Below are 25,182 nucleotides of genomic sequence, written 5' to 3'. Positions count from 1 at the left end.
ACGTCACGTTCTGCACCGGACTTTTCATCAGAATAGAAGTAGCTGGGGTTCTCACCACAGAAAGGCAATGGCATAGAGCGCCGACACGCCAAATAGAGACAACATGGCCAGCACCACCAGGGCCACTGCTCCGCCCAACATCTGCCGAATCAGCCCCTGGCCCTGATGGGCTGCCAGAGGGGCAAATACCGTCAGGTAGCCGCCCCACAGCATCAGACAGGCGATTCCAGCGGGATACCAGGCTTGGCGCAACACCAGCTTGGCAAACTCCAGCATGGGTGGCCGCTGGGCCAAGCTCTCCACCAGCCAGCGCTCCCAGGCTACAGGCGGGGCGTGGAGAATGAATTGCTGTACCGTCTCAGGCAGATGACGCCACAGGTTCTCGTCCATCCGGGCCAGCAGGGACACCGCTCCGCTCTTGTACAGCACCACCGCCATCAGCCCCAGGCCCAACAGCATTCGTGCTATGCACAGCACCGTGGCCCACAGGGGATGCCCGTCCTTCTCCTCTTTTTTCTTTTTAGACCTTCTGAATTTGAAGGACGGAAGGGAGATGGACCGGGACGGTGCACTCCGCCGCTGCTTGGTGCGCTGCTGTGGGGCGGGAGCACTGGGGCTGGGACGGCGGCGCTCCACCACCCGCCAGTTGACGCGACACACCCACTCTGCGGCGGCCCGCTGGGGTGTATCCACGGGGGCCAGGCGGTCCGCCGCAGCACGGATAGCAGCGTCCTTCTCCCTGCCCTGTTCCACATGGTCCAGGTATGTTGCATAGAGGCCCGCTCTGGCAAAGGCCTCTAACATCGCTCCATAGGGCGCCAGGGCCGGATTGGCCCGGGCCAGCTGGCCAATCTTGGGGTCGCCCAGCACTTTGGTGCCGTAGCGACGTACCAGCTCCCGCAGCGCATGCTGGGCCTCGCCCTGCCCATTGCGCTGCATATGACTCTCTCTTGACTCCTCTCTGGGTTGTAGCCCATGATTTGGATTCAATTCTAATTTCACCACTTTCGCCTTCTTGGGCGGCGTCTCTCACACCGCCTCTGGAATTGGCCCTTATCATACCACAGTTTCAGAAATAAAGTCAAATGACAGGAGACGGTTCCTCCCATGGGAGAAACCGTCTCTCTTATACCAATCAGTGAGCCAGAAGCGCCTGCACGCCGAAGAACAGCAGCACCAGCGCGCCCAGCACAATGCGATACCAGCCAAAAATCTTGAAGTCGTGTTTTTTCACAAAGTTCATGAGGAATCGGATGCATACCACCGACACCACAAAGGACACCACAAAGCCCACAGCCAGAATGGCGGCCTCTTCCCCGGTGAAGACGGGCTCCCCTGCCATCAGCTTCTCGGCAAAGAACTTGCCCAGCTTCAGAATGCTCACGCCCACCATGGTGGGGATGGCCAGGAAGAAGGAGAACTCAGCGGCGGCGGGTCGGGCGCAGCCAATGAGAATGGCGCCCAGAATGGTGGCTCCAGAACGGGAGGTACCGGGGATGATGGACAGAGTCTGGAACAGGCCGATAAGCAAAGCGGTCTTCCAGGTGATGTCTCCGGTACTGCGAACGGAGGGGGTACGGTGCAGGTTCTCCACATAGAGGAACCCAAGACCATAGATGATCAGAGCAGCGGCCACTACCCAGGGGGTCATGAGGTGCTCATCCATCCAGTCGTTCAGGGGCAGGCCCACCACCGCAGAGGGGATGCAGGCCAGCACCACCTTGCCCCACAGGTTCCAAGTGTCCCGTTTCTGGCGGACAGACTTGCGGGGAGAAAATGGATTGAGCCGGTGGAAAAACAGCAGCAGCACCGCCAGAATAGCGCCCAGCTGAATTACATAGCGGTACATATCCATAAATTCCGTGGTGACGTTGAGTTTGATGAACTCATCCACCAAAATGAGGTGTCCCGTAGAGCTGATGGGCAGCCACTCCGTGATGCCCTCCACCACGCCTAGGAACAGAGACTTCAACAGTTCCAATACTAGCATAGAAAAACTCCCTTGTATGTCAGATTTCCAACACGTTCGCCGTGTTTTGCCCACAGGTATCATGGGGACACATCCCCACAACGTTCCTGCACAACGGCTGAGCCTATCTTTGATATCATACCATTTGGCGCGCCATTAATCCAGTGTAAATCGAAAACTTAAGAAATTTCTTAAACGCCCTCTTGCAATTGTCCACTTGAAGAAAGTTGAACGTTATCATACTCCCAAATAATGTGTTATGATGTCTATGGCCAAAGGTATTCCAATCACTATCAAAGCTCCAACCAGCAACACCAGGAAAATCCGTAAGAGTAACGGCTTTTTCTTCTCTGTGTCCGGCTCATACGCTTCTACCGATGCCCCATAAATTTGATACTTTCGAACCAGATGCGCTTTGAGAAGATTGGGACATCCCACCGTAAACAACGCACTAAGGATAAAAATGCCCCATACCACGATAGTGCGAATCGCTGTTTGTCCCAACAGCGGGCCAGTCATTCGAGCAACTATAACTCCAGCAACAGAGAAGATAAGCACAGAGCCAGCCAGTTTTTGAGGTTCTTTTCCTTCTTCTCTGCCAACATAATACCCACTCTTAACACGCCACCAAGTCCATCCAAGATTTACACCAACAATCAGAAGCCATGCTGCTGGAAATATTACGTAGTACCCAGGCCAAAATTCAGACACTTCCACATAAGATATAGAGAGCAATAGGAATACAAATGAAGTATAAAGCGTAGCCAGTCCTGTCAGCAGAAATTGCTGGTAGTACGTTAGCCGAGAGAATTTTCTTTTCAGTATAATTGCAACAATGCTCTGAAATAAAATTACTGCAACTAAAAGAACAGCTGATACAAATTTTTTGCTGACATGAGCAAATGCAACGGATGGAACAGCAAAAGGTAGATATAACTCTACCATCGTAAACAAAAAGTTTATGTTCACTGTTTTTTCATGATACCACCTGACGTATGCCTCCGCATATTCTCTCTTCAAACATCATCCCTCCCCTCTACACGTACCCCCATCATACCCTACTCTCCATACACAGGCAAGAGCCCCGTGAACCAGATCGTTCACGGGGCTCTCTAACATCTCAAAATCCGTTGGGATGCTTAGTACAGCTTGGCACCAGCAGGGATGTGGTCATCCACCATCAGCAGATGCAGCTTCTCTACGCCCTCCTCGTGGTGGACAGCGGAAATCAGCATGCCGCAGGAGTCAATGCCCATCATGGGCCGGGGAGGCAGGTTGGTGATGGCGATGCAGGTCTTGCCCACCAGCTCCTCGGGCTCATAATACTCATGAATTCCGCTCAAAATCACCCGATCGGTGCCGGTTCCATCGTCCAGAGTGAACTTCAGCAGCTTCTTTGACTTCTTCACAGCCTCGCAGGCCAGCACCTTCACGGCACGGAAATCAGACTTGGAGAAGGTCTCAAAGTCCACGAAATCGGAGAACAGAGGCTCGATCTCCACCTTGGAGAAGTCGATCTTCTCCTCCACCTTCTCAGCAGCGGCAGCAGGAGCGGCCACAGCGGCGCTCTCGGACTTCTTGGGCATATCCAGAGGCTTCATGGTGGGGAAAAGTTTTCCCAACAATTCGTACATCGTCTTTCGGTAAATTACTCCTCGATTGAAAAGAGTGCTTTAATCATTTTTGCAACTTCATCTGGAGCCGGATTTGTATTGTCAAGTTTCATATAGTTCTCAAACGGCAGTTCTTCGCCGTCATAGGAATTAAGGCGATACTTTTCGCTCGTTGCCCTCATTTCAGATTCGCTCCAATTGAGATCACGCTTCCGTTTGCTTTTTTATCCCCGGCATTTTATCCCCCTGCGGGGATAGGACAACCGCCCGGTATGTTTATCCCCGTTCATAATTGTTGATATAGGGATTATACCGTCTAATTTTGTAGATTTTTCCGAGATTTTCCGTAGAATTTTCGTAGTCGGTCGCAAGTTTAGACAAGAACAAACAACAAAATGCTGTATAATGTCAAATTTTACCGCCCTTTGAATACTGCACCGTAAGAAAAGACTTTATGGCTCAAAAACAGCCGCCATCTGTCTGATGGCGGCTGTAAAATGTTATATATTCTGTTCCTTTTTCTTTCTGCTGTAAAGCGTCATGCCATAGACGCCGGCTCCGGATGCAGCCAGAAGACCAATCCACAGCATCATGTTGCTGCCGTCCCCGGTCTGCGGAATCGTTGTATCGGAAGACTGATCGCCCGCGCCGGTCTGCTCTCCGTCCTGAACCGTACTGGTTTCAAACGGTGTGTTGGAGCCAAGGATAGCATACTGGCTCAGATGGGTAGTCTCAAACACCAGGAAGTCACCTTCCACCACTGCATCAAAGCGTTCCAGCTCTTCACCCAGATATACCGCCTGGTAGTATTTGTAGCCCTTCAGGTGGTCGTTCATCGGGATTTTGACCGTCATGGGGTTATCCTTGATTTCCAGAGCTTTACCGTCTTTTCTAACGCTGATCTCGTAAATAGACAACAGGCCCGGCAGCTCCTCTTTCAGTTCCGGACGGCTTCCCAGCACGCTTTCCTGTGCAATGGTGTCGGCATAAAGCTCTGCACCCTCTGGCACTCCATCGGTCAGGGAGATGGAAACACCGGTTTCGGAAGCAGTCAGATCTTTGGCGCCAGTATCCTCACCAGGTTTTGTTCCAGGATCAGTGCCCGGATCGGTAGAAGTCCCGGACGGGGATACTTTGATCACATCATTGGTGCAGTAGTAGCTATACATGCCGGTCTTTACCACGTTGGTGGTATAGCCTGCCGGAATATCTTCTTCGGTCGCACCGCTGACGCCTTCTCCAGCCACAGGCACTACAATTTTTGTCAGGATTGTCTGACCCCAATCCTCCGCAGTTACGTTATCAACGGCGGTCTGATAGACCAACCACTGGGAATGATTCGGGTCTGCTCCCCAATAAAACCTCTGCCCGTCCTTGATCAGCACTGTCATAGAGCTGATATCGCCTATTTTGGCGCTGATGGTTTCCCCTGAGTCGGTATATCCCTCAGGCAGAGCGTCCTTTTCAAGTCCGTCAACGGTAGCAATTTGAACGGCAAGATATTCTTTTTGGCTAGGAAGTCCTTCCACCTTCACCAGCTCGTGGATATAGCCCACAGGCTTGCCGTTTGTTAAATCGCTGTCGGTGTAGATTGTTCCGTAACTAACGCCGTATTTCTTTCCGTCCTCGCCCTTGGTGAGAACCTTCCAGTCTTGAGCAACATAGTTACTTTCATATATGACATTTTCCCATTCGGTGGTCTCCCCCTCGATGCCGGAATTGGCGGTCAGGGCAAGCTCTGTTTCCAGATTACCTGTGAAGGGAAGGGTTGAGGATGTTGTCGATACAAAGGCCGCAGAATAAGTGTTTTCACCTGCGCTCTTATACGCTGTCACAGAAGCGTTTGAGCCGACCTTGAGCAGACCCTGTGTTCCCTCGGCCATAAAGCGGATCGCCGCAGTCTGAGACGTTTTGTTTTCATTGATGGTCAGGGAGCCGTCTCCGGTAATTTCCAGATTGCCGCCCCAGCCGAAGCCCCATACAATCAGTTCGGCGATATGATTGTCACCCACCAGATGAAGCTTCAAATCGTCGCCCATCTCGTTGGTGGCAAGGGTCATTTCCGGGTGGTTGTAGTTTGTCAGGGTGATGGTGTTGGTAGCCTTGTCATAGACAGCGCCCTCCACCGTGTCAGCCTCGCCGCCGTTGCTATAAAGTACATAACCAAAATAGCTGCCATCGGGTTCTTCTACACTGCTGTCATACAGCTGCACCCATGCGGCGCTCATGTCCCCGGACGAGGGGCCGTTCTCCGCAAACGCCGGCACAGCCATTCCAACAGCCATACAAAGCGTCAGCAGTCCTGCAAGCAGTTTTCGCTTCAATTTCATAACTGATTTTTCTCCTTTCAAGATAACATTTATGTGAATAAACGGTTTGATCATTCTCTTTGGGGTATCACCGCCTTTTTTTCTGTATTTCTATGCCATCCGTTCCCCGGTGCGCCGGTTCAGGCAGCCAGGGCGGAACGAATAACCTTCTTTGCCGCAGTTAAAGTTCTTTATCCTTTGGTGCATACCAAAGGATAGAAGGGATATTCCTTCTATCCTTTGGTGCATACCAAAGGATAGAAGGGATATTCCTTCTTGAAAAGGATACCGGCTGCGCCGGGGCGGGCTGTGGATTTTGCACGAAGCCCGCCTGCAGGCGCTTTTGCCGGTTTTGTTTTATCTTTAAGCCTTATTTCCCGGCCGCTGTTTTTTCCCGTTTGTAGAACAGCATTCCCAGCAATCCGCCGCAGGAGGCCAGCATCAGGCTGATCCACAGCGCCATATCGCTGCTGTCCCCAGTCTGGGGGTTTTCTGTTTGCCCAGAAGGCTTGCCCTGCTGTTCGGGTTTGGCTGGGTCGGTTGGGTCAGCCGGGTCAGCGGGGTCTGTCGGGGTGGTCGGGTCAGTCGGCCCAGCCGGATCGGTGGGATCTGTTGGAGTAGTGGGGTCAGTTGGGTCGGTGGGGTTAGAACCAAGGATTGCGTACTGGCTCAAATGGTCGGTTTCAAACACGAGGAAGTCTCCTTCCACCACCGCGTCAAAGCGTTCCAATGGGTCGCCCAGATACACCGCCTGATAGTATTTGTAGCCTTTCAGGTGGTCGTTCAGCGGGATTTTCACCGTCATGGGATTGTCCTTGATTTCAAGGGTTTCCCCATTCTGGCGGACGCTGATGTCGTAAATGGACAGCAGGCCCGGCAGCTCCTCTTTCAGTTCCGGACGGCTTCCCAGTACGCTTTCCTGCGCGATAGTATCAGCGGAAAGGGTCGCGTCCTCCGGCACACCGTCGGTCAGGGAGATGGAAACGTTGGTGTCGGAGTCGGTCAGCTCGGTAACATTTTTCTCCCACACAGCATAAAGCTGTATGTCATAGATACTGGTGGAAGCGGGGTTTTCACCGTATTGTAAGCTGCGGTAATAGCTTTCCCAATCGGCAAACCAGTTAGAATTTGCGGTGTTTGCAATTATGCTGTTACGTTCGCCAGACGGCGAGAAAGACCAGCCCGCAAAGGTATAACCCTCACGCACAGGAGCTACTGTGCTGACATCGAAGAACTTGCTGTCTTCTGTGCCTGTCTCGTCAATTTCACGGACAGCTTTTTCCCCGTCCTTCAATGCTCCGCCGTTGGGATTGAAAGTAACCGTACAGCCTCTTGTAAAGATTGGCGCCAAGTTTTTGTCCCCTGCCCCGTATTTTAAACCGTTTTCAAAATCAAAGGTTATAAAGGTTTTACCGTCTTTTACCGTTTTTGTTTCACCCGAACCAATAATTGTATCATACCCTGATTCTCTCCAGTTTTTAAAATGATAGCCGGGCCGAACAGGATTTGGCAGAACAATCTGCTGCTCTTCCCGCTGGATATAATAGCGGTCAGGCAAATCCGCCAATTCTTCCTCGGTAAAATAGTTTTCCACGCCTTCATAGTTTATATTGTAATAAGGCTCATAAAAGGTAACATAGAACTGAGAGAAACCTCCGCCATACATCGATTGTACAGGCCCATGACCGACGTGTCCGCAGCCTTCTGTGCCCACTTCCTCGCCTTCGGCTCCCTTGCCGCCGGCATAACAAGCGTCTAAACGCATGGGTAAACCAGTATTGTTAACATATCCTGCATTGAAAGTATGCCCCGGAAGTTCGCATGCCGCTTCCAAAGCGGACTGTAAATTACTATATTCTTCTTCCCCATAGGCTGATGGGTCGATCTCTAATAACTTGTTTTCAATGGCAATCTTTATCGCATTGTCATAATATTTTGTTATGGGTTCCAGCTTTGACAAATCCGGCGTGCTGGTTGTTAAATAGCCATCACTTACATACCTCGGTTCATGAGCACTGTAATTAGAATTAGGAATATTAACATATCCCAAATACAGGTCTGCATTCATGAATTTAACCGTAGTTATATACTTCCAATACTGATAGTCCGCCGTGATACACCCGCAATTGCCCTTGTGAATGTCTATGTTGGGCTGTGCGGTGAAACTCTCGCCGGGCATAACCAGTATATCCATGTCGGTTCTAGGCGTATCCTCATTCAAAACGTGGTCTACGTGTGTGTATTGCGGTCCCTCCGCGCCCGGCTCCTGTTCAGCAGGCGTAGTGGCTGCGGCTGCCGGTACGGCCATTCCCGCCGCCATGCAAAGCGTCAGCAAACCTGCAAGTATTTTTCGCTTCATGATTGTTTCCTCCTTGTCAAATAAGATTGTTTATCCTTTGGTGTAAGCAAAGGATAGAAGGGGCGCCCCTTCTAAAAATTTTTCCTGCCGGCTGCCTGGGACAGGTTTTGCATGAAGCCCCGCCTGCAGGCGCTTTTGCCGGTTTTGTTTTATCTCTCAGCCTTATTCCTCGACCACCACCTTTTTCCGCCTGCAGTCCAGTATTCCCAGTACGCCGCAGGAGACCAGCAGAACGATATAGACGGCGTTTTGCCCTTTATCGCACTGGAGCGCTCTGCGGGAGAGCGGCGCCCTGCATTTCGGACAGAATTTCACGCTTGGGGCCGGCCGCGGTTCCCTATACGGCATAATGTCGGTCCGGCACGAAACAGCGGCGGTTGATCATCAGCTCGTTCTCAAGGTACTGGGCAACCTTATCGGCTACGGCGGTCACCGCCCGTTCCTCTCCCTGGGCCGACAGGCCGGGACAGGGTTCACGCATGGAAACCGTCAGTCCGGTCCCCACATCCTGTATCTCTGTCGAAAGGCTGAAGGTGCTGACGTTCCCGTAAACCGAAAGCCGGGCGACCACCGCGCCGCTTTCATTCTTCCAGTATTCCGCCCCCTCCGCGTCCAGCACGTCGTAAACGGCCATCTGCACATACCGCCGGACATAGGGAAGGAGCCTTTTCACCTGACGCATTCCGTTTCCCTCCTTGTCATGTATTCCTTGTTTGCGGTTTTCCGCCGCTTCCCTATTCGATGTAACCGCTGATGGGCTCTGCATACATTTTGGTTTCAGTCACCGGCTTGTAGCGGTCACTGCCGGTGCTTTCATACCATCCGGCCTCCGCCCGGTAGATTTCGCCGGTCTGCGTGTCGTACACGCGCTCGTAGCCGCCGGTTTCGTCGCTCTGCATCTGGCTGGTGATGTCCTGCTCGACGTTCCGGTCCTCCCAGGCCGCCATGATGATTTCCAGCCTCTCGTTGGTGATGCGGCTGATTTCCTTTGACATCGCCACCTTTTCTTCACCGGCCTGCTCAGTGGCTTTTACGAAACTCTCAGAATAGGCGAGCGTTCCAAGGCATTTGGTGAGGACGCTCTCCCATTCGATGAAGGTATCCTTCGCGGCGGTGACCGCCATGACGTTGTATGCCATGTAGTAGCCGCCGTCCGCCCAGGGGATGATATATCCTACCGGCAGTCCTGCGGCAATATCAACGCTTCCGAAGTCCACCACCGACGCGGCGAACATCCCCTCGCCTTCCTTGCCGTTTTCGGTAAAGGACGCCCGCAGCGTCTCTTCTCCCAGAGCATACGAGGACAGGAGGCTGGCCGAGGCAAAGCGGTCGGTCACGGCAAAGCCGTCAAACCGGGGGAAGGTATAGCCGGCATAGCTCGGCTCCCACTGCTCTACAAACGCCGCGTATTCCGAAAACAGCTTGAAAAAGTTTTCGGTGGAGGGGGTTGTCAGCACCGGCGCCTGGGAAAGCATCTGCGCCCATGTGTTCCCCATGGTGACGTTATACGCATAGGCGTCCTTTCCCTCCTGGCTGTGCAGCAGGCCCTCCGCCTTCAGCAGGACAAACATCTGGTTGAGGGGCTGGCTGGGATCCTGCACCCGGATGGAATGGTACATGGCCGTACCGCCGCTGGTGACTGTCCAGCCCTTGGGGATCTGCAGGCTGAAATCCGCCGTTTCATACAGCTCGGTTTCGATGGACCTGGCCGCTGTCTCAGTGATTTTTACGTCGTTTTCTTCTTTCGTGATGGTCCCGTCGCTGTTGACGACAGGCTCCTTTCCGCCCGGCTGCCCCTGCCCGGCGCAACCGGCGAGGGAGAGCGCCAGCGCCGCCGCCAGCAGCAGGGATAATACGCTTTTCTTTTTCATAGCAGAATGCCTCCTAATCGATTTTTATTCATTTCAATAGCCATCCAGAGCGAGGAGCTTCTCCATCACATCCGGCGGGTATGCGATGTAGCCCGATTCATAGTCCTCGCCTATCGCCTCCGTGGCGGGGAGAAGCTTGTAGTCCGCCGTGATGATATAATCATGGGCGATGGTGAGCACGTCGCTGTAATACCGGCTCAGCAGCTCCAGCTTTACAAGCCGGTAGCGGTTGCCGCCGCCGAATTTTGGGAGATAGGCGGCGGGGGTGCCGTCGGCGTTGGTGGTCTTTTCCTCATAGCTCAGATCATTCTCGGAGATATCGTCGTACATGATCTGGTAAAACGCCTGATCGGTCGCCAGGATGTTCCCATTTAAGATGGCAACCGCTTTTTCTCCGTCCCCCACGGCCTCGTCCGCCACCTCGTAAACAATATAGCCGTCCTCATCGTCGTCAAAATAAATCCCTTCAAAGTTCTCGGAGGGGAGCTGTCGTTCTGCCGCCGCCTCCAGCTTCCCGTCTGCGATCAGCAGATAGCTGCCTCCGACGTGCACAATCCGCTGGGCTCTGTCCCGCAGCCCGACGTCCTCGGTCAGCGTTTTTCCGTCTGCGTTGTAGCGCCAGGCGTGCGTCAGGACAGGATGGAGATACTTGCTCTCCGTCGCAGTGTACGGGCCGTTGTTGCTGGCAGACTTGACCGAATACCGTTTGCCGCCCCGGTAGACCACCTCCAGGTCGGCGCCGTTGAAATCGTTGGCCTGGAGGTAGACGGGCTGTTCCGCAAGGGGCAGGGTTCCCACCTCCCGGCAGTTCTGTCCCCCCGGCAGGGTCGCGTCGCAGCGGTACTGATAGATTTTTCCGCCGGACAGGAAGACGCTGGACAGATTGCCGCCGGCCTTTTTGGGGTTGAGATCCGAAAAGACGGTTTGCAGGCTCAGCACGCCTTCTGCGCCGGTAAAGGTTTTGTAATCCGACTGGTCAAAGGCGACGCCCCGCTTTTTCAAAAGCTCCTGCTCCAGCGTTTCCGGCTCAGGTTCCGGCTCCGGCGCCGAAGCGGCAGGCGTGCTGCTGGCGGACGCTGTGGAGCTGCCTGTATCGGAAGACGGCTCCGAAGGCTCCGTCCCGCCGGAGCAGCCGACAAGCAGCAACCCCATCGCCAGCAGAAGCGGCAGCAGCCGCCTGCAGAGGCTTCGCTTTTTGGTATATTGAATCAAATCGGTTTGTTCGTTCATTCTCTTTCCTCCTGAAGCTGGTGTGCGGACAGCAGGGCTAAGCGTCTTCCTCCCCTTTCGTCATCAGGGTATTTTCCAAATGCCGGACGATCTGGTCCAGCATCTCCTGCAGAAGCCGGTACGCTCTCTGCTCCGGTATCCCGTCGCAGGGGCGGCGCAGCGAAACCGTCAGTTCGGTTCCAAACGCTTTTTCCTCCGCCGTTATGGAAAGGGAGACGTCTGTTCCGTCCTCTCTCCATTCGGCAATAACCCTTCCCGGCTCTTCCTCCCCAAAAGTAATCCCTTCCTGCCGCAGCACGCCGTACACCGAGCGCAGGACAAAGGAGCGCACATAGGGAAGTTCTCTTTGAACGTATTCCATCATTTCTTCTCCTCCTGAATTTTTGGGGAACCGCGGCAGACGCCGGGAAGTGGATGCTTACGCCCTCATTTTAGGTGAAAAGAGGCCGGATTGTCTATGCGTAAATCCCGCCAATCGTATCAAAACAGGTGGCGGTGAACCGCCATTTTTCAAAAAACCGATGGCGGTCAACCGCCATTTGTGCATATTATATAAATCAAAGCAACTATTTTGAGGCTTTATATATGCACAACTTCTAATCGTTCCAAATAGGGGTTGAGGTGTACTTTTCGTTCCTGATTTTTCCTTTCCCGGATGCCGAATGGCGTAAATTTTATTTTTTAAGTGGGGAAAACGATGTTTTTTATCAGGACAATTCGTTACCGCACACAAAAACACCCTGCCTCTCCTGAGAGAAAGCAGGGTGTTCTTTTATCCTGTATGTTAATCGTTACGGTAAAGCAGGTACATAGTGATGCGGGATTTTGCGCCCGTCTTTTCGTACAGGGCGGAGATATGCCGTTCCACCGTCCGCTTGGACAGGAACAGGCAGTCGGCGATCTCCTGGGCGCTGCTGTCCGAAGAAATCATCTGGGAAAATACATCCCATTCCCGTTCGGTCAGCCCGTATTTTGCGATGAACGCCTCCCTGCGCTCTTCGTCCGACTTTTGGGAAGCAGGCGGCTCCTTGGGCTCCATGACGGCGTTCATGCGGGCGGTATACACGGCCATAGCAACGCTGACCGCCACGAACAGCACCAGGGCGATGACAATGGCGGCCAGGCTGTTGCCAGTGGCCAGCAGCGCCACCGATCCGTTGGTGATCAGGGCGGCGCTCACGTTATTCATGGCGCGGCCCATGCCCGCCCACAGCGACGGCAGGCGCATATGCCGGGAAAGCTCCATAAAGCTCGCTGTAAAGAAGACAACGAAAAAGCCCGAGGACAGGTAAAAGACCACCAGTCCGATCAGGAACGGAGCGCCCAGGTTCAGTACCACAATGGACAGAACCGACATCATCATCACGCAGTACATAATAAGCCCCATATACTTCCGCTTGCGGATATCGAAGACAAAGCCTGCGGCGAGGCCGCTGAATGCCAGCAGCAGGCGGGGCCACTGCCCGATATCCGTCCCGCTCGCATGACGGAGAGTCACGGCATTGTCCAGTGTGCTGAACACGCAGGCCATCAGCACTACCAGCAGCGCCAGCATAATGCCCGCCGTCCGTTTTTTCCGGGTGAGGGAAATGTCTGTTTCTGATTTTGAGGCCAAAGCCGCAGTCTCCGTCATTTCGATGCGGCTTTGGGCAGCCTGTCTCGTTCGGATGACCAGCAGGCTCAAAGCCGCCAGAAATACCGAAAGAAACGCCGCCTCCGCAACCTCCAGGTTGACAAGGTTGTTGTTTGCATACTGGAGCAGAATTCCCAGGGCGTAGGCGATCCCCGCCAGCCGTGCCAATGCATTGTCGCCGTCTATGGTGACGGCAGCCAGATAGTGGACGGCGCTGCCGAAAACGCCCAGCAGCAGGAAGAGCACCATCCCTGCCGTCATGGTCGCCGCATAGGAGATATGCTGCTGGACAATGAAGGTACAGATAATCGCACCCAGCGCCAGGATAAAGGTCAGCGCGCTTTTATAGCGCCTCCCGCCCCAGCGTTCCATGGCCGGATACAAGAAAAAGCCGACGGCGCTGGCGCCCAGCGCATAGTTCTGGGCAATGACAGTTCTCCCTTCCGTCACCGACAGAGAAATCATATTGACAAACAGATATTCCGCCCCTAAAAAGACAAAAGTAAAAATACCGATCAGCAGAATGGCGTTGACAGACGCCGGCTTTCTCAGTTCCCCTTTCATCGTACCACCCTTTCCACAGAAGCCGCTGCAGGCGTCCCGTTATTTCTCCGATTCTTCCGTCAGCTCCACTACATCCCCGATGTCACAGCGGAGCGCCCGGCAGATCCGCTCCAAAACCTCCAGGCTCACATATTCGTCCCGGTTCAGCTTTGCTATCGTAGAGGAGGACACATCTGCCAACTCTGTCAGGGCGGATTTTTTCATCTTTTTATCAATCAGCAATTTCCACAGCCGGTTGTACTGGACAGCCATCCGCTTCATCTCCCGCCTTGTTTATGGAAGACAGTATAGCACAAAAATCGTGAAAAGCCAATGGATTTTATGAGATGTCACATATTTTTACGAATGTTAAGCCAAAAGAAAGCAGCCGCTCCTTTTACAGGCTCCTTTTACAGCCATAGACATTTACCGCTTTTTATTTCCAACGAGGTGAAGAAGCTAAAATACAGGGGAAAGGAGTACGATTATTTTCTGTTTACTCTGCAATGTTTATTACCTCGACACCTTTGCTCTTAGCGTAGTTCACTGTATAAAAAGTTCCGCCCTTGTTTTCTGTGAGATAAGAAATACAAGCAGAACTGTTATCAACCAGATGGCGATTGCGTTTATGCATACAGCCCCTCGTGTACTCCTGAGAAGTATATACAACTTTATCGGCCTTCTGTTTGATGTCATCGTATGTCATGACACAAGCAGACCTAACAAAAAAAGAGAACACCTTCTGAAATTACTTTCAAAAAGTGTTCTCTATACAGCAAGTACTGTATTGTGTTTTATCCTTACAACAATTCATTCTGCTTCACAATTCTTCAAAATTATATGAAAAATTGTTGTCAATTTGTTGTCAACTCGGATTTGAGATGCCGAAAACCCTTGATTTTACTGGATTTTTTAGTCCAGAGGCTTCATTGTGGGGAAGAGCAGCACCTCACGGATGGAGTCGTTGTTGGTGAGCATCATCACGCAGCGGTCGATACCGATGCCCAGGCCGCCCGTGGGAGGCAGACCGTACTCCAGAGCAGTGATATAGTCCTCGTCCATCATGCCGGCTTCCTCGTCGCCGTTTTCACGCAGCTCCACCTGACGCTGGAAGCGCTGCTTCTGGTCGATGGGGTCGTTGAGCTCGGAGAAGGCATTGCCCATCTCGCTGCGGCAGATGAACAGCTCGAAGCGCTCGGTGAGCCGGGGATCGGCGGGAGAGCGCTTGGCCAGGGGGGACACATCCACGGGGTGCATGGTGATGAAGGTGGGCTGAATGAGCTTCTCCTCCACCTTCTGGTCGAACACCTCGTACAGGGCGTTGCCCCAGGTGGCAGGAGCGGCCTCGGGCAGCTCCACACCGATGGAGGCGGCCAGAGCCACAGCCTCAGCGTCGTCGGTGATGGCCATGAAGTCCAGGCCAGTGTACTGCTTGACGGCCTCGGCCATGGTCAGGCGAGGCCAGCCGGGGGTCAGGTCAATGTCGTTGCCCTGCCACTGAATCTGATAGGTGCCCAGAATCTTCTGAGCAGCAGAACTCAGCAGGTCCTCGAACAGGTCCATCATGTCGTGGAAGTCGGCATAGGCCTGGTACAGCTCCACAGTGGTGAACTCAGGGTTGTGCTTGGTGTCCATACCCTCGTTACGGAAGATACGGCCAATCTCGTACACGCGCTCCAGACCGCCCACCACCAGGCGCTTGAGGTGCAGCTCGGTGGCAATACGCATGTACATGTCAATGTCCAGGGTATTGTGGTGGGTGATGAAGGGGCGGGCGGTGGCGCCGCCGGAGATGGTGTTGAGCACCGGAGTCTCCACTTCCATATAGCCCCGGTTGTCCAGGAAGTCCCGGACGTGGCGGACGAAGGCGGAACGAATCTCAAAGGTACGGCGCACCTCGGGGTTGATGATCAGGTCCACATACCGCTGACGGCAACGGGTCTCCACGTCGGTGAGGCCGTGGAACTTCTCCGGCAGAGGCAGCAGGGACTTGGACAGCAGGGTGATGGTGTGGGCCTTGATGGAGATCTCGCCCCGCTTGGTGCGGAATACATCGCCCTCCACACCCACAATGTCGCCGATGTCATACTTCTTGAATGCGGCCAGGGCCTCTTCACCCACGTCGTCAATGCGGACATAGAGCTGAATGCGGCCGCCGCCGTCCTGGAGGTCGGCGAAAATGGCCTTGCCCATGCCTCGCTTGCTCATGAGACGTCCGGCCAGCCGCACCACCTGGCCCTCCATGGCCTCGAAGTTGTCCTTCACTTCGTTGCTGTGGTGGGTGACATCGTACTTGGTAACCTGGAAGGGGTCCTTACCCGCTGCCTGGAGGGCAGAGAGCTTGTCCCGGCGAATTTGCAGCAGCTCAGACAGAGAGGGCTCGGCCTGGGCGTTCTGCTGGTTCTGGTTGTTGTGTTCCGACATACTTGTCTTCTCTCCTTCTATCTGTCCGTCTTCCGCTTAGCGCTGGATGCTGACGACCTTGTATTCAATGTTTCCGGCGGGGGCGTCCACAATCACAGTGTCCCCGATGCGCTTGCCCAACAGGGCCTTGCCGAAGGGAGACTCCTCGGAGATGCGGCCATTCATGGGGTCGGCCTCCTGAGAGCCCACTACCTGGTAGGTCTCCTTCTCGTCCAGCATGGTGTCCATGACGGTGATCTTGCTGCCCAGACGCACGGTGTCGGGGTCGCTGTCGGCCTCCTCCTCGATGACGGAGCAGTTGGCCAGAATGTTCTCGATCTCGGCAATGCGGGAGTAGAGCTTGCCCTGCTCGTTCTTTGCCTCGTCGTACTCGCTGTTCTCGGACAGGTCGCCGAAGGAACGGGCCTCCTTAATCTGGTCGGCCACTTCCTTCTCACGAACGGTCTTGAGGTAGTTCAGTTCCTGCTTCAACTCTTCCAAACGCTCTGCGCTGAGCTTGTATTCCTTGGCCATGATGTTCATCCTTTCAACGATAAAAAATAGAAGCCGCAACAGATGGCAGCCCACAAAAAGTCCATTATATTATTATAGTTGTTCCTACGAATTATAGAGAGTTTCTCCCCAAATGTCAAGGGTTTTGGCAGAGGGAAATGGCTCCCTCTGCCAAATTCTCCACGCCCTCACACGCGGCTGCGCCGGACGCTGGCGGGCTTCTTTCGCCCGAACCGCAGGCACAGCAGCCCGGCCAGGGCTCCGCCGCACAGGCAGGAGGTAAGCACCACCAGCCCACGCACCTCCAGCACCTGTCCCCCGCCCCGGGCCGCACTGATGACCCACAGCAGCACCCCGCAGGTCAGGCCCGCAGCCAGGCCGCCCAACAGCTTCCGGGCCGGCCAGCGGCAGGCGCACACCACACCGCCCACCAGGCCGCCCAGCACACAGGCCATGGCCACCAGCTGCAACTGGGCATTCTCCCGCAGCAGCCCGGAGGAAATGGCCGCCGCACCTGCCAACAGCACCAGCAGCTCCACCCCAATGGCCACAACTCCACCCAAGGCCACACCCAAAACCATCTGGGTCGGGCCTCCCGGTTTCACATCGTCTTTGCGCAAAAAAAGCACCCCTTTCCACATGGTTATTTCACCATATGCAAAGGGGTTGCTTCTCATGCGGACCTTACTTATCCTTCTTGTCCTTCTTCTCCTGAGTGGTGACATCCTGCTCAGCCTGGGTGCCCTTGCTGGAGATGGCCCACTTGGTAAACTCGATGCGCACACGGTCGGCGCCGGTCTCCATGACGATGGTCTCCTCCTTGATGGCACAGATGGTACCCACGATACCGCCGATGGTGGTGATCTGGTCCCCCACCTTCAGGCTGGCGCGCATGGCGGCCGCTTCCTTCTTCTTCTTGCTCTCGGGACGGATGAGCAGGAAGTAGAACACGGCGATCATGATGAGGATCATAAGAACACTAGACATTGCTTCGGCAGGCATACAACGATTCTCCTTCTATGTGTGGATTGTAAAAAGATACATCACGTGTCATTATACCCGGATTATCCCTGAAACACAAGCCCTATTTTCCGCTCCAGACGTCAGGGCATCCGCTGAGCCAGTTTCTCCGAGTATTCCGCCCGGAACTGCTGGAAGGTGCCCTCGTCCAGGGCCTGACGGATGCGCTCCATGAGCTTATTGTAGAAGTACAGGTTGTGCATGACAGCCAGGCGCAGCCCCAGCATCTCCCCGGCAGTAAACAGGTGGCGCACATAGGCCCGAGAGAAGTTGCGGCACACAGGGCAGTCACACTCGGGGTCGATGGGTAACTCGTCGGTCTTATACCGCTCATTTTTCATATTCATCCACCCGCTCCAGGTAAACAGCTTGCCGTGGCGGGCGTTGCGGGCAGGCATGACGCAGTCGAAGAAATCCACGCCCCGGGCCACCGCCTCGATGATGTTGGAGGGGGTGCCCACTCCCATGAGGTAGCGGGGCTTGTCCTGGGGCATATAGGGCTCCACGGCATCGATGATGTCGTACATCACCTGGGTGGGCTCACCCACCGCCAGGCCGCCGATGGCGTAGCCGTCGCACTCCACCTTAGCCGTCTCCTGCATATGCCAGATGCGCAAATCCGGGAAGGTGGCACCTTGGTTGATGCCAAAGAGCATCTGGCCGGGGTTGACACAGTCGGGCTGGCCGTTGAGCTTGTCGTGCTCGTCCTTGCACCGCTTCAGCCACCGCAGAGTCCGCTCACAGGAGGCCTTGGCATACTCGTAGGTGGCAGGGTTCTCCACGCACTCGTCAAAGGCCATGGCAATGTCGCTGCCCAGGTTGGACTGGATGCGCATGGACTCCTCGGGACCCATGAAGATCTTGCGCCCGTCCAGGTGGGAGGCAAAGGTCACCCCTTCTTCGGTGATCTTGCGCAGCCCGGACAGAGAGAAGACCTGGAATCCCCCGGAGTCGGTGAGCATGGGTCCGTCCCAGCGCATGAACTTGTGCAGGCCTCCCATCTGGCGCACCACGTCATCGCCGGGCCGCAGGTGGAGGTGGTAGGTGTTGGACAGCTCCACCTGGCAGCCGATATCCTTGAGGTCAAAGGCGGACAGGCCACCCTTGATGGCCCCCTGGGTGCCCACGTTCATAAACACCGGGGTCTGGACGGTGCCGTGGGGAGTGGTGAACCGGCCCCGGCGGGCCTTTCCCTCGGTTTTCAACAATTCAAACATGTGTGTCTCCTTTTCGCTGCATGTCAAGAGATGAACATGGCATCTCCAAAGCTGAAGAATCGGTATCGGTTCTCCACCGCCTCTTTGTAAGCCGCCAGCACATGCTCCCGGCCCGCCAGGGCGGACACCAGCATGATGAGGGTGGACTCGGGCAGGTGGAAGTTGGTGATGAGGCCGTCCAGCACCTTGAAGCGGTAGCCGGGATAGATAAAGATGTTGGTCCACCCCGCCTTGGCCTCCATGGAGCCGTCCTGGTTGGCCCAGCTCTCAATGGTGCGGCAAGAGGTGGTGCCCACACAGATGACCCGGCCCCCGGCGGCGCGGGTGGCGTTGATGACGTCCGCCGTCTCCTGGGAGATGACGCAGTACTCCGAGTGCATCTCGTGGTCGGTGACCTCCTCCGCCTTCACCGGGCGAAAGGTGCCCAGGCCCACGTGGAGGGTGACATAACACACCTTCACCCCCATGTCCTGGACCTGCTGCAACAGCTCCGGGGTAAAGTGCAGGCCAGCGGTGGGGGCTGCGGCAGAGCCCACCACCTTGGAGTACACCGTCTGGTATCGCTCAGAGTCCTCCAATTCCTCCTTGATGTAGGGAGGCAGGGGCATTTTGCCCAGCTTCTCCAGGGTCTCCAAAAAGATGCCCTCGTAGTCGAAGCGGACCAGGCGGTTGCCGCCCTCCACTTCCCCCACCACCTCGGCAGTGAGTTCCCCGTTTCCGAAGGTGATTTTGGCCCCGGTGTGCAGTTTCTTGCCCGGGCGCACCAGGCACTCCCAGACCTTTTCGCCCCGGTCAATGAGCAGCAGCACCTCACAGGCCCCGCCGGTACTGCGGTGGCCCAGCAGACGGGCGGGCAGCACCCGGCTGTCGTTGAGCACCAGGCAGTCCCCCGCCCGCAGCAGACGGGGTAGGTCGTAGAAGTGCATGTGCTGGGTTTGGCCCGTCACCTTGTCCAAGGTCAGCAGCCGGGAGGCGTCCCGCCGCTCCAGGGGCGTCTGGGCAATGAGTTCTTCCGGCAAATCAAAATAAAAATCAGATGTTTTCACAATTTTCCCACCGTTCTCGCCATCATTTCCCCGGCATACCTTCTTGAGCGCACACATACAATGCTCTGTCCCCTCCCCGCTTCCACCTTGGGGCGGGCCGGGGGACACGAAAAAAATTTCCTTTTTTTCGCCGGATATGGAAATGATAAATTGACACTTTAATGCGATAATGTTATGATGTCTAGTAAGTATTTCGTCGAATTGGGTGGACAGCGGATGTCCCTCTACCTCGACGCATACACTGTTCTATTATAATACAACATCCGCCCACGTTTCAACCACTTCTTTCCCGTGGGCAGGAGGAGGTCATTTCCGTGCATGAATACAAAGTAGGTATCATCGGCGCCACCGGCATGGTGGGCCAGCGTTTCGTCACCCTGTTGGCCAACCACCCCTGGTTCCGCCTCACCGTTCTGGCCGCCAGCCCCCGCTCTGCCGGGAAGCGGTATGAGGAGGCCGTAGCGGGCCGCTGGGCCATGGACGTGCCCATTCCTGAGGTAGCAAAGGACATGGTGCTGCTCAGCGCCCAGGACGACGTGGAGACCATCGCCAGCCAGGTGGACTTTGTCTTCTCCGCTGTGGACATGTCCAAGGACGCCATCCAGGCCCTGGAGGAGGAATATGCCCGCCATGAGTGCCCGGTGGTGTCCAACAACTCCGCCCACCGCTGGACTCCCGACGTGCCCATGGTGATTCCCGAGGTCAACCCCCAGCACCTGGAGGTCATCCCCGCCCAGAAACAGCGGCTGGGCACCCAGCGTGGTTTTATCGCCGTGAAATCCAACTGCTCCATCCAGAGCTATGTCCCCGCCCTCACTCCCCTGCTGGGCTATGGCATTGAGAAGATTCTGGTGTGCACCTATCAGGCCATTTCTGGAGCCGGTAAGACCTTTGAGACCTGGCCGGAGATGGTGGATAACCTGATCCCCTACATCGGCGGTGAGGAGGAGAAGAGCGAGCAGGAGCCTTTGAAGGTGTGGGGCCGGGTGGAAAACGGGGTCATCGTCAACGCAGACGCCCCTGCCATCACCGCCCAGTGCCTGCGGGTGCCCGTGTCCAACGGCCACACCGCCGCCGTCTTTGTCACGTTTAAAAATAAGCCCACCGAGGAGCAGATGAAGGAGGCCTGGCGCACCTATCAGGGCCGAGCCCAGGCGCTGAAGCTGCCCACCGCCCCTCAGCAGTTCCTCCACTACTTTGAGGAGCCCGACCGTCCCCAGGCCAAGCTGGACCGGGAGCTGGAGGGCGGCATGGCTGTCTCCGTGGGCCGTCTGCGCCCCGACACCCAGTACGACTACAAGTTCGTCTCCCTCTCCCACAACACCCTGCGGGGCGCCGCCGGCGGCGCGGTGCTGCTGGCCGAGCTTTTGTGCGCGGAGGGGTACATTGAGCCCGTCCGCTAATCCATGAATTTGAAACAGAAAGGAAGTTGCCCTATGCGCACACCCGTGTTCACCGGTTCCTGTCCGGCGCTGGTCACCCCCTTTGACCAAAACGGCGCCATCAATTACGACGCCTTCGGCAAACTCATCGACGCGCAAATTGAAGCCGGGGTGGATGCCGTGTGCGTCTGCGGCACCACCGGCGAGTCTGCCACCATGTCCATTCGGGAGCACATCGCCGCCGTGGAGTTCTGCGTCAAGCGAGTCAACCACCGGGTCAAGGTGATCGCCGGAGCGGGCAGCAACGACACCTCTGCCGCGGTCTATCTGTCCCAGCACGCCCAGGACTCCGGAGCTGACGCCCTGCTCCACGTCACCCCCTACTACAACAAGGCCAGCCAGACCGGCCTCATCCGCCACTACGAGTACATCGCCGACCGGGTGGACCTTCCCATCATCCTCTACAACGTGCCCAGCCGTACCGGCGTGTCCTTCACCGCCGAGACCTACCGTCACCTGTCCCAGAACCCCCAGTTCAACGGCGTGAAGGAGGCCTCCGGCAACTTCTCCCTGCTGGCCCACACCCGTTTCCTGTGCGGGGACGACTTCTACATCTGGTCGGGCAACGACGACCAGGTAGTGCCCATGATGGCCCTGGGGGCCAAGGGCGTCATCTCGGTGGCCTCCAACCTCATCCCCGAGGTGATGGTGAAGATGACCAAGCTGTGTCTGGACAACGACTTCGAGGCCGCCTCCAAGCTGCAAATCAAGTACATGGACCTCATTGACGCCCTGTTCCTGGAGGTCAATCCCATTCCCATCAAGGCCGCTTTGAACCTGGTTGGCATGGAGATGGGCGGACTGCGCCTGCCCCTGTGCGAGATGTCCGAGAAGAACCTGGAGACCCTGCGTAGTTCCATGGCCCGTATGGGTCTTCTGTGAGGGCTGCCCCATGCAAAAGATAATCATTTCCGGCTGCAACGGCCACATGGGCCGTGTGGTCGCTGACATCTGCGCCACGGACCCCCAGGTGGAGGTGGTGGCGGGCATCGACATTCTGGGCCAGCCCAACCCCAACTTCCCCGTGTTCTCCTCCCCCGCCGCCTGCGACGTGGAGGCGGACGCCGTCATTGACTTCTCCCACCCCTCCGCCCTGGCCCCTCTGCTGGAGATGTGCCAGGCCCGGAATCTGCCGGTGGTGCTGGCCACCACGGGCTATGACCAGCAGCAGCTGGACGCCATCTCGGAGGCCGCCACCCACATCCCCGTGTTTCGCTCGGCCAACATGTCTCTGGGTGTGAATGTGCTGCTGGACCTGGTGAAGAAGGCCGCCTCGGTGCTGGGGCTGGACTACGATGTGGAGATCGTGGAGCGGCACCACCACCGGAAGGTGGACGCCCCCAGCGGCACCGCCCTGATGATCGCCGACGCCGCCGCCTCTGCTCTGCCCTACCTGCCGGAGTACGTGTACGACCGCCACAGTGTGCGCCAGCCCCGTGGGCCCCACGAGATTGGCATCTCCGCCGTGCGTGGGGGCACCATTGTGGGAGACCACACGGTGATCTTTGCTGGACGGGACGAGGTCATTGAGCTCAGCCACCATGCCGCCAGCCGCGAGGTGTTCGCCAGCGGTGCGGTACGGGCCGCCAAATTCCTCACCGGGGTACAGGCCCCGGGCCTCTACGACATGTCCTATTTGGTGTAAAAAAATCCTCTTGGACAGCAGCCGCTGTCCAAGAGGATTTTTTCTTATTCGGCAATCTTCACGCAGTGGAACACTTTCTTGCCCTTCTTGATGATGGCACCGTCGGCGCCGCAGTCCTGGCAGCAGAACTGAGCGTTGACGTCGGTGACCTTGGTGTCGTTGACGGACACGCCGCCCTGCTGCACCAGGCGGCGGGCCTCACCCTTGGAGGGGCACAGACCGCACTTGACCAGCAGGTCCAGAAGGCCGATCTTGCCCTCGCAGAAGTCGTCCTGGCACAGGGTGGTGGTGGGCATGCTGGAGCGGTCCCCGCCGCCGGCAAACAGGGCCTTGGCAGCGGCCTGGGCCTTCTCTGCCTCCTCCTTGCCGTGGACCAGAGCGGTGAGCTCGTAGGCCAGGATCTCCTTGGCCTTATTCAACTGGCTGCCCTCCCATTGGTCCATCTCGTCGATCTGCTCCAGAGGCAGGAAGGTGAGCATGCGGATGCACTTGAGCACGTCCGCATCCTCCACGTTGCGCCAGTACTGGTAGAAGTCGTAGGGGCTGGTCTTGTTGGGGTCCAGCCACACGGCACCGGCGGCGGTCTTGCCCATCTTCTTGCCCTCGCTGTTGAGCAGCAGGGTGATGGTCATGGCGTGGGCATCCTGGCCCAGCTTGCGGCGGATGAGCTCCGTGCCGCCCAGCATGTTGGACCACTGGTCGTTGCCGCCGAACTGCATGTTGCAGTTGTAGTGCTGGAACAGGTAGTAGAAGTCGTAGGACTGCATGATCATGTAGTTGAACTCCAGGAAGCTCAGGCCCTTCTCCATGCGCTGCTTGTAGCACTCGGCCCGGAGCATGTTGTTCACGGAGAAACAGGCGCCCACTTCCCGCAGCAGCTCCACGTAGTTGAGGTTCATCAGCCAGTCGGCGTTGTTGACCATCATGGCCTTGCCCTCGCCGAACTCGATGAACCGCTCCATCTGCTTTTTGAAGCACTCGCAGTTGTGCTGGATGGTCTCGGGGGTCATCATGGTGCGCATGTCGCTGCGGCCGGAGGGGTCGCCCACCATGCCGGTGCCGCCACCGATGAGGGCGATGGGGCGGTTGCCCGCCATCTGCAGCCGCTTCATCAGGCACAGAGCCATGAAGTGGCCCACGTGGAGGGAGTCGGCGGTGGGGTCAAAGCCGATGTAGAAGGTGGCTTTGCCGTTGTCGATCATCTCTCGAATTTCTTCCTCGTTGGTGACCTGGGCGATGAGGCCACGGGCCACCAGTTCATCGTACAATTTCATTTGGTCTACTCCTTTGTTATGATTTTGCCGCCACAGCCTGGGCCGCATCGGCTTTGGTCTTCCACACATTATACCCAACCACGCCGCCAATGACGATCACCGCACCCACCAGGGACACGGGACCGATGGTCTCGTGGTAAATGAGGGCCACCAGAATGGGGTTCAAGATAGGTTCGATGCCCGACACCAGGCTGGCCGTCACCGCCGAGGTGCGGGCCAGACCCAGGGTCAGCAGGATGTAGGCCAGGGCCACCTGGAACACACCCAGCACCACCAGGCTCAACAGGGTCACCGAGCTAACCCTTGTCTCCCCCATCAGCCAAGGCAACCCAATGAGGGCGCTGCCCACATTGCCCCAGAACACCGAGGAGATGGGGTCGGAGTCGGGCATGTCCTGGAGGAGGAACACCCCCGCATAGCTGAACCCGGACAGCAGGGCCACCACGTTGCCCCCCATGCCCCCTGCCTGGAGGCTGTCCACGAAAAAGCACAGCACACCCAGCACCACCACACCGCAGGCCACCAGCTCGCCCTTCCGGGGCATTTTCCGCCACACCAGGGCGGTGAGCAGCAGCACGAAGATGGGGGCGGTGAATTGCAGCACAATGGCGTTGGCCGCCGTGGTCATCTTGTTGGCCAAGGTAAACAGGGTGTTGGTGCCGCAGATGGCCACAGCACCCAGCCCGATCCAGGGATTGAACCGGGGCCGATGTCCCACCCGCCACAGGTAGAGGCCGATGACCACCAGGGCGATGAGATTGCGCCCGCTGTTGATGGACATGCCGCTCCAGGGGATCACCTTGATACACACCCCGCCCAAGCTGTACAGGATGGCCGCCAGAAATACCAGCACCACACCACTGCGTTCTTCCTTTTCTTTTGACAAAAAAACACCCCCTGTCCCGTAGGACAGAGGGCGTGAAAAGACGCGGTACCACCTCTGTTTGTCGCTTCCTCACGAAAGTCGGCCTCAGGGAGTTTTTCTTCAAACTCCAACGCGCAATATCGGGCGCACCCGTCCGTTCCTACTTGCAGCCCAAGGGGGCCGTTTCAGAAGGCTGCTCCAAGGTGTATTCCCTCCCCGACGCTCTCTTC

The 25,182-nt window shown here is 56.4% G+C and carries 23 protein-coding genes, 1 pseudogene and 1 other annotated feature (1 of these 25 cut by a window edge); of the genes and pseudogenes, 3 read left to right on the top strand and 21 right to left on the bottom strand.

Annotation, left to right across the window (positions count from 1 at the left end; genetic code table 11):
• Nucleotides 1–51: 51 nt before the first annotated feature.
• The 19 genes and pseudogenes from B5F12_RS01790 to queA all read right to left on the bottom strand — a co-directional run bounded on the left by B5F12_RS01790 (nt 52) and on the right by queA (nt 19,726).
• Nucleotides 52–939, bottom strand: a complete 888-nt coding sequence (locus B5F12_RS01790; RefSeq protein ID WP_087229394.1) for a hypothetical protein — start codon at nt 937–939, stop codon at nt 52–54.
• Nucleotides 940–1,135: 196 nt separating this feature from the next.
• Complete coding sequence (locus tag B5F12_RS01785) at nt 1,136–1,990, bottom strand: undecaprenyl-diphosphate phosphatase (RefSeq protein WP_087229391.1); 855 nt, start codon at nt 1,988–1,990, stop codon at nt 1,136–1,138.
• Between the two features lie 216 nt (nt 1,991–2,206).
• Nucleotides 2,207–2,989 (bottom strand): hypothetical protein, encoded by a 783-nt coding sequence (locus B5F12_RS01780; RefSeq protein WP_087229388.1) that lies wholly within the window; start codon nt 2,987–2,989, stop codon nt 2,207–2,209.
• Nucleotides 2,990–3,108: 119 nt separating this feature from the next.
• A pseudogene (locus B5F12_RS01775) lies at nt 3,109–3,582 on the bottom strand (lysine--tRNA ligase); the annotation flags it as partial.
• Between the two features lie 500 nt (nt 3,583–4,082).
• A complete protein-coding gene (locus B5F12_RS01770; protein ID WP_087229385.1) occupies nt 4,083–5,912 on the bottom strand; it encodes an LPXTG cell wall anchor domain-containing protein in 1,830 nt (609 codons plus the stop codon).
• Between the two features lie 349 nt (nt 5,913–6,261).
• Entirely contained in the window at nt 6,262–8,250 is a 1,989-nt protein-coding gene (locus B5F12_RS01765) for an InlB B-repeat-containing protein (protein ID WP_087229382.1), read from the bottom strand.
• Nucleotides 8,251–8,587: 337 nt separating this feature from the next.
• Complete coding sequence (locus tag B5F12_RS01760; RefSeq protein WP_087229379.1) at nt 8,588–8,932, bottom strand: hypothetical protein; 345 nt, start codon at nt 8,930–8,932, stop codon at nt 8,588–8,590.
• A 52-nt stretch (nt 8,933–8,984) separates the two neighbouring features.
• On the bottom strand, nt 8,985–10,121 hold the full coding sequence (locus tag B5F12_RS01755; RefSeq protein ID WP_087229376.1) for a hypothetical protein: 1,137 nt from the start codon (nt 10,119–10,121) through the stop codon (nt 8,985–8,987).
• A gap of 33 nt (nt 10,122–10,154) precedes the next feature.
• The gene (locus tag B5F12_RS01750; protein WP_143482302.1) at nt 10,155–11,351 is read right to left on the bottom strand and encodes a hypothetical protein; all 1,197 of its coding nucleotides are present in this window, start codon (nt 11,349–11,351) and stop codon (nt 10,155–10,157) included.
• Nucleotides 11,352–11,388: 37 nt separating this feature from the next.
• A complete protein-coding gene (locus B5F12_RS01745) occupies nt 11,389–11,715 on the bottom strand; it encodes a hypothetical protein (RefSeq protein ID WP_087229370.1) in 327 nt (108 codons plus the stop codon).
• A gap of 54 nt (nt 11,716–11,769) precedes the next feature.
• A complete protein-coding gene (locus tag B5F12_RS11645; RefSeq protein ID WP_143482301.1) occupies nt 11,770–12,090 on the bottom strand; it encodes a hypothetical protein in 321 nt (106 codons plus the stop codon).
• A gap of 45 nt (nt 12,091–12,135) precedes the next feature.
• Nucleotides 12,136–13,548: a helix-turn-helix transcriptional regulator gene (locus B5F12_RS01740; protein ID WP_087229367.1), complete on the bottom strand. Its 1,413-nt coding sequence runs from the start codon at nt 13,546–13,548 to the stop codon at nt 12,136–12,138.
• Between the two features lie 39 nt (nt 13,549–13,587).
• The gene (locus B5F12_RS01735) at nt 13,588–13,800 is read right to left on the bottom strand and encodes a helix-turn-helix transcriptional regulator (RefSeq protein WP_071442138.1); all 213 of its coding nucleotides are present in this window, start codon (nt 13,798–13,800) and stop codon (nt 13,588–13,590) included.
• 639 nt (nt 13,801–14,439) lie between these two features.
• Nucleotides 14,440–15,951, bottom strand: a complete 1,512-nt coding sequence (lysS, locus tag B5F12_RS01725; RefSeq protein WP_087229364.1) for a lysine--tRNA ligase — start codon at nt 15,949–15,951, stop codon at nt 14,440–14,442.
• 36 nt (nt 15,952–15,987) lie between these two features.
• Nucleotides 15,988–16,464 carry a transcription elongation factor GreA gene (gene greA, locus B5F12_RS01720; protein ID WP_087229361.1) on the bottom strand — a complete coding sequence of 159 codons (477 nt, stop codon included), beginning with the start codon at nt 16,462–16,464 and terminating at the stop codon, nt 15,988–15,990.
• A gap of 167 nt (nt 16,465–16,631) precedes the next feature.
• Complete coding sequence (locus B5F12_RS01715) at nt 16,632–17,024, bottom strand: TIGR04086 family membrane protein (RefSeq protein WP_158096723.1); 393 nt, start codon at nt 17,022–17,024, stop codon at nt 16,632–16,634.
• Nucleotides 17,025–17,127: 103 nt separating this feature from the next.
• Nucleotides 17,128–17,445 carry a preprotein translocase subunit YajC gene (gene yajC, locus B5F12_RS01710; protein WP_242954863.1) on the bottom strand — a complete coding sequence of 106 codons (318 nt, stop codon included), beginning with the start codon at nt 17,443–17,445 and terminating at the stop codon, nt 17,128–17,130.
• A gap of 101 nt (nt 17,446–17,546) precedes the next feature.
• Nucleotides 17,547–18,680 carry a tRNA guanosine(34) transglycosylase Tgt gene (gene tgt, locus B5F12_RS01705; RefSeq protein ID WP_087229355.1) on the bottom strand — a complete coding sequence of 378 codons (1,134 nt, stop codon included), beginning with the start codon at nt 18,678–18,680 and terminating at the stop codon, nt 17,547–17,549.
• Between the two features lie 23 nt (nt 18,681–18,703).
• Complete coding sequence (gene queA / locus B5F12_RS01700; protein WP_087229799.1) at nt 18,704–19,726, bottom strand: tRNA preQ1(34) S-adenosylmethionine ribosyltransferase-isomerase QueA; 1,023 nt, start codon at nt 19,724–19,726, stop codon at nt 18,704–18,706.
• 314 nt (nt 19,727–20,040) lie between these two features.
• Here queA and asd point away from each other — a divergent pair, with 314 nt between their 5' ends.
• From asd to dapB, 3 genes are read left to right on the top strand one after another with little or no spacing between them, the layout of a single operon-like run.
• Nucleotides 20,041–21,129: an aspartate-semialdehyde dehydrogenase gene (gene asd / locus B5F12_RS01695; RefSeq protein WP_087229352.1), complete on the top strand. Its 1,089-nt coding sequence runs from the start codon at nt 20,041–20,043 to the stop codon at nt 21,127–21,129.
• Between the two features lie 33 nt (nt 21,130–21,162).
• Entirely contained in the window at nt 21,163–22,050 is an 888-nt protein-coding gene (gene dapA, locus B5F12_RS01690) for a 4-hydroxy-tetrahydrodipicolinate synthase (protein WP_087229349.1), read from the top strand.
• A gap of 10 nt (nt 22,051–22,060) precedes the next feature.
• Nucleotides 22,061–22,813: a 4-hydroxy-tetrahydrodipicolinate reductase gene (gene dapB / locus B5F12_RS01685; RefSeq protein ID WP_087229346.1), complete on the top strand. Its 753-nt coding sequence runs from the start codon at nt 22,061–22,063 to the stop codon at nt 22,811–22,813.
• 44 nt (nt 22,814–22,857) lie between these two features.
• Here the strand turns inward: dapB and tyrS are convergent, their stop codons facing one another.
• A complete protein-coding gene (gene tyrS / locus B5F12_RS01680) occupies nt 22,858–24,087 on the bottom strand; it encodes a tyrosine--tRNA ligase (protein ID WP_087229343.1) in 1,230 nt (409 codons plus the stop codon).
• A 16-nt stretch (nt 24,088–24,103) separates the two neighbouring features.
• Nucleotides 24,104–24,973 (bottom strand): EamA family transporter, encoded by an 870-nt coding sequence (locus B5F12_RS01675; RefSeq protein WP_087229340.1) that lies wholly within the window; start codon nt 24,971–24,973, stop codon nt 24,104–24,106.
• 23 nt (nt 24,974–24,996) lie between these two features.
• Nucleotides 24,997–25,182: a binding site (T-box leader), on the bottom strand (it continues 67 nt past the right edge of the window).

The sequence above is a fragment of the Pseudoflavonifractor sp. An176 genome, from assembly GCF_002160435.1.
In the GTDB taxonomy this organism is placed as follows: domain Bacteria; phylum Bacillota; class Clostridia; order Oscillospirales; family Oscillospiraceae; genus Enterenecus; species Enterenecus faecium.
The sequence above is the reverse complement of the archived record's forward strand: the minus strand, read 5'-3'. Positions and strand labels throughout refer to the sequence as shown.

Bases quoted from the DNA above. Each gene is read 5' to 3' on its own strand.
- B5F12_RS01785 (WP_087229391.1), bottom strand. From the start codon at position 1,990: ATGCTAGTATTGGAACTGTTGAAGTCTCTGTTCCTAGGCGTGGTGGAG.
- B5F12_RS01740 (WP_087229367.1), bottom strand. From the start codon at position 13,548: ATGAAAGGGGAACTGAGAAAGCCGGCGTCTGTCAACGCCATTCTGCTG.
- B5F12_RS01770 (WP_087229385.1), bottom strand. From the start codon at position 5,912: ATGAAATTGAAGCGAAAACTGCTTGCAGGACTGCTGACGCTTTGTATG.
- yajC (WP_242954863.1), bottom strand. From the start codon at position 17,445: ATGCCTGCCGAAGCAATGTCTAGTGTTCTTATGATCCTCATCATGATC.
- lysS (WP_087229364.1), bottom strand. From the start codon at position 15,951: ATGTCGGAACACAACAACCAGAACCAGCAGAACGCCCAGGCCGAGCCC.
- greA (WP_087229361.1), bottom strand. From the start codon at position 16,464: ATGGCCAAGGAATACAAGCTCAGCGCAGAGCGTTTGGAAGAGTTGAAG.
- dapA (WP_087229349.1), top strand. From the start codon at position 21,163: ATGCGCACACCCGTGTTCACCGGTTCCTGTCCGGCGCTGGTCACCCCC.
- B5F12_RS01790 (WP_087229394.1), bottom strand. From the start codon at position 939: ATGCAGCGCAATGGGCAGGGCGAGGCCCAGCATGCGCTGCGGGAGCTG.
- dapB (WP_087229346.1), top strand. From the start codon at position 22,061: ATGCAAAAGATAATCATTTCCGGCTGCAACGGCCACATGGGCCGTGTG.
- tyrS (WP_087229343.1), bottom strand. From the start codon at position 24,087: ATGAAATTGTACGATGAACTGGTGGCCCGTGGCCTCATCGCCCAGGTC.
- B5F12_RS01715 (WP_158096723.1), bottom strand. From the start codon at position 17,024: ATGGTTTTGGGTGTGGCCTTGGGTGGAGTTGTGGCCATTGGGGTGGAG.
- tgt (WP_087229355.1), bottom strand. From the start codon at position 18,680: ATGTTTGAATTGTTGAAAACCGAGGGAAAGGCCCGCCGGGGCCGGTTC.
- B5F12_RS01750 (WP_143482302.1), bottom strand. From the start codon at position 11,351: ATGAACGAACAAACCGATTTGATTCAATATACCAAAAAGCGAAGCCTC.
- B5F12_RS01765 (WP_087229382.1), bottom strand. From the start codon at position 8,250: ATGAAGCGAAAAATACTTGCAGGTTTGCTGACGCTTTGCATGGCGGCG.
- B5F12_RS01735 (WP_071442138.1), bottom strand. From the start codon at position 13,800: ATGGCTGTCCAGTACAACCGGCTGTGGAAATTGCTGATTGATAAAAAG.
- B5F12_RS01760 (WP_087229379.1), bottom strand. From the start codon at position 8,932: ATGCGTCAGGTGAAAAGGCTCCTTCCCTATGTCCGGCGGTATGTGCAG.
- B5F12_RS01745 (WP_087229370.1), bottom strand. From the start codon at position 11,715: ATGATGGAATACGTTCAAAGAGAACTTCCCTATGTGCGCTCCTTTGTC.
- B5F12_RS01755 (WP_087229376.1), bottom strand. From the start codon at position 10,121: ATGAAAAAGAAAAGCGTATTATCCCTGCTGCTGGCGGCGGCGCTGGCG.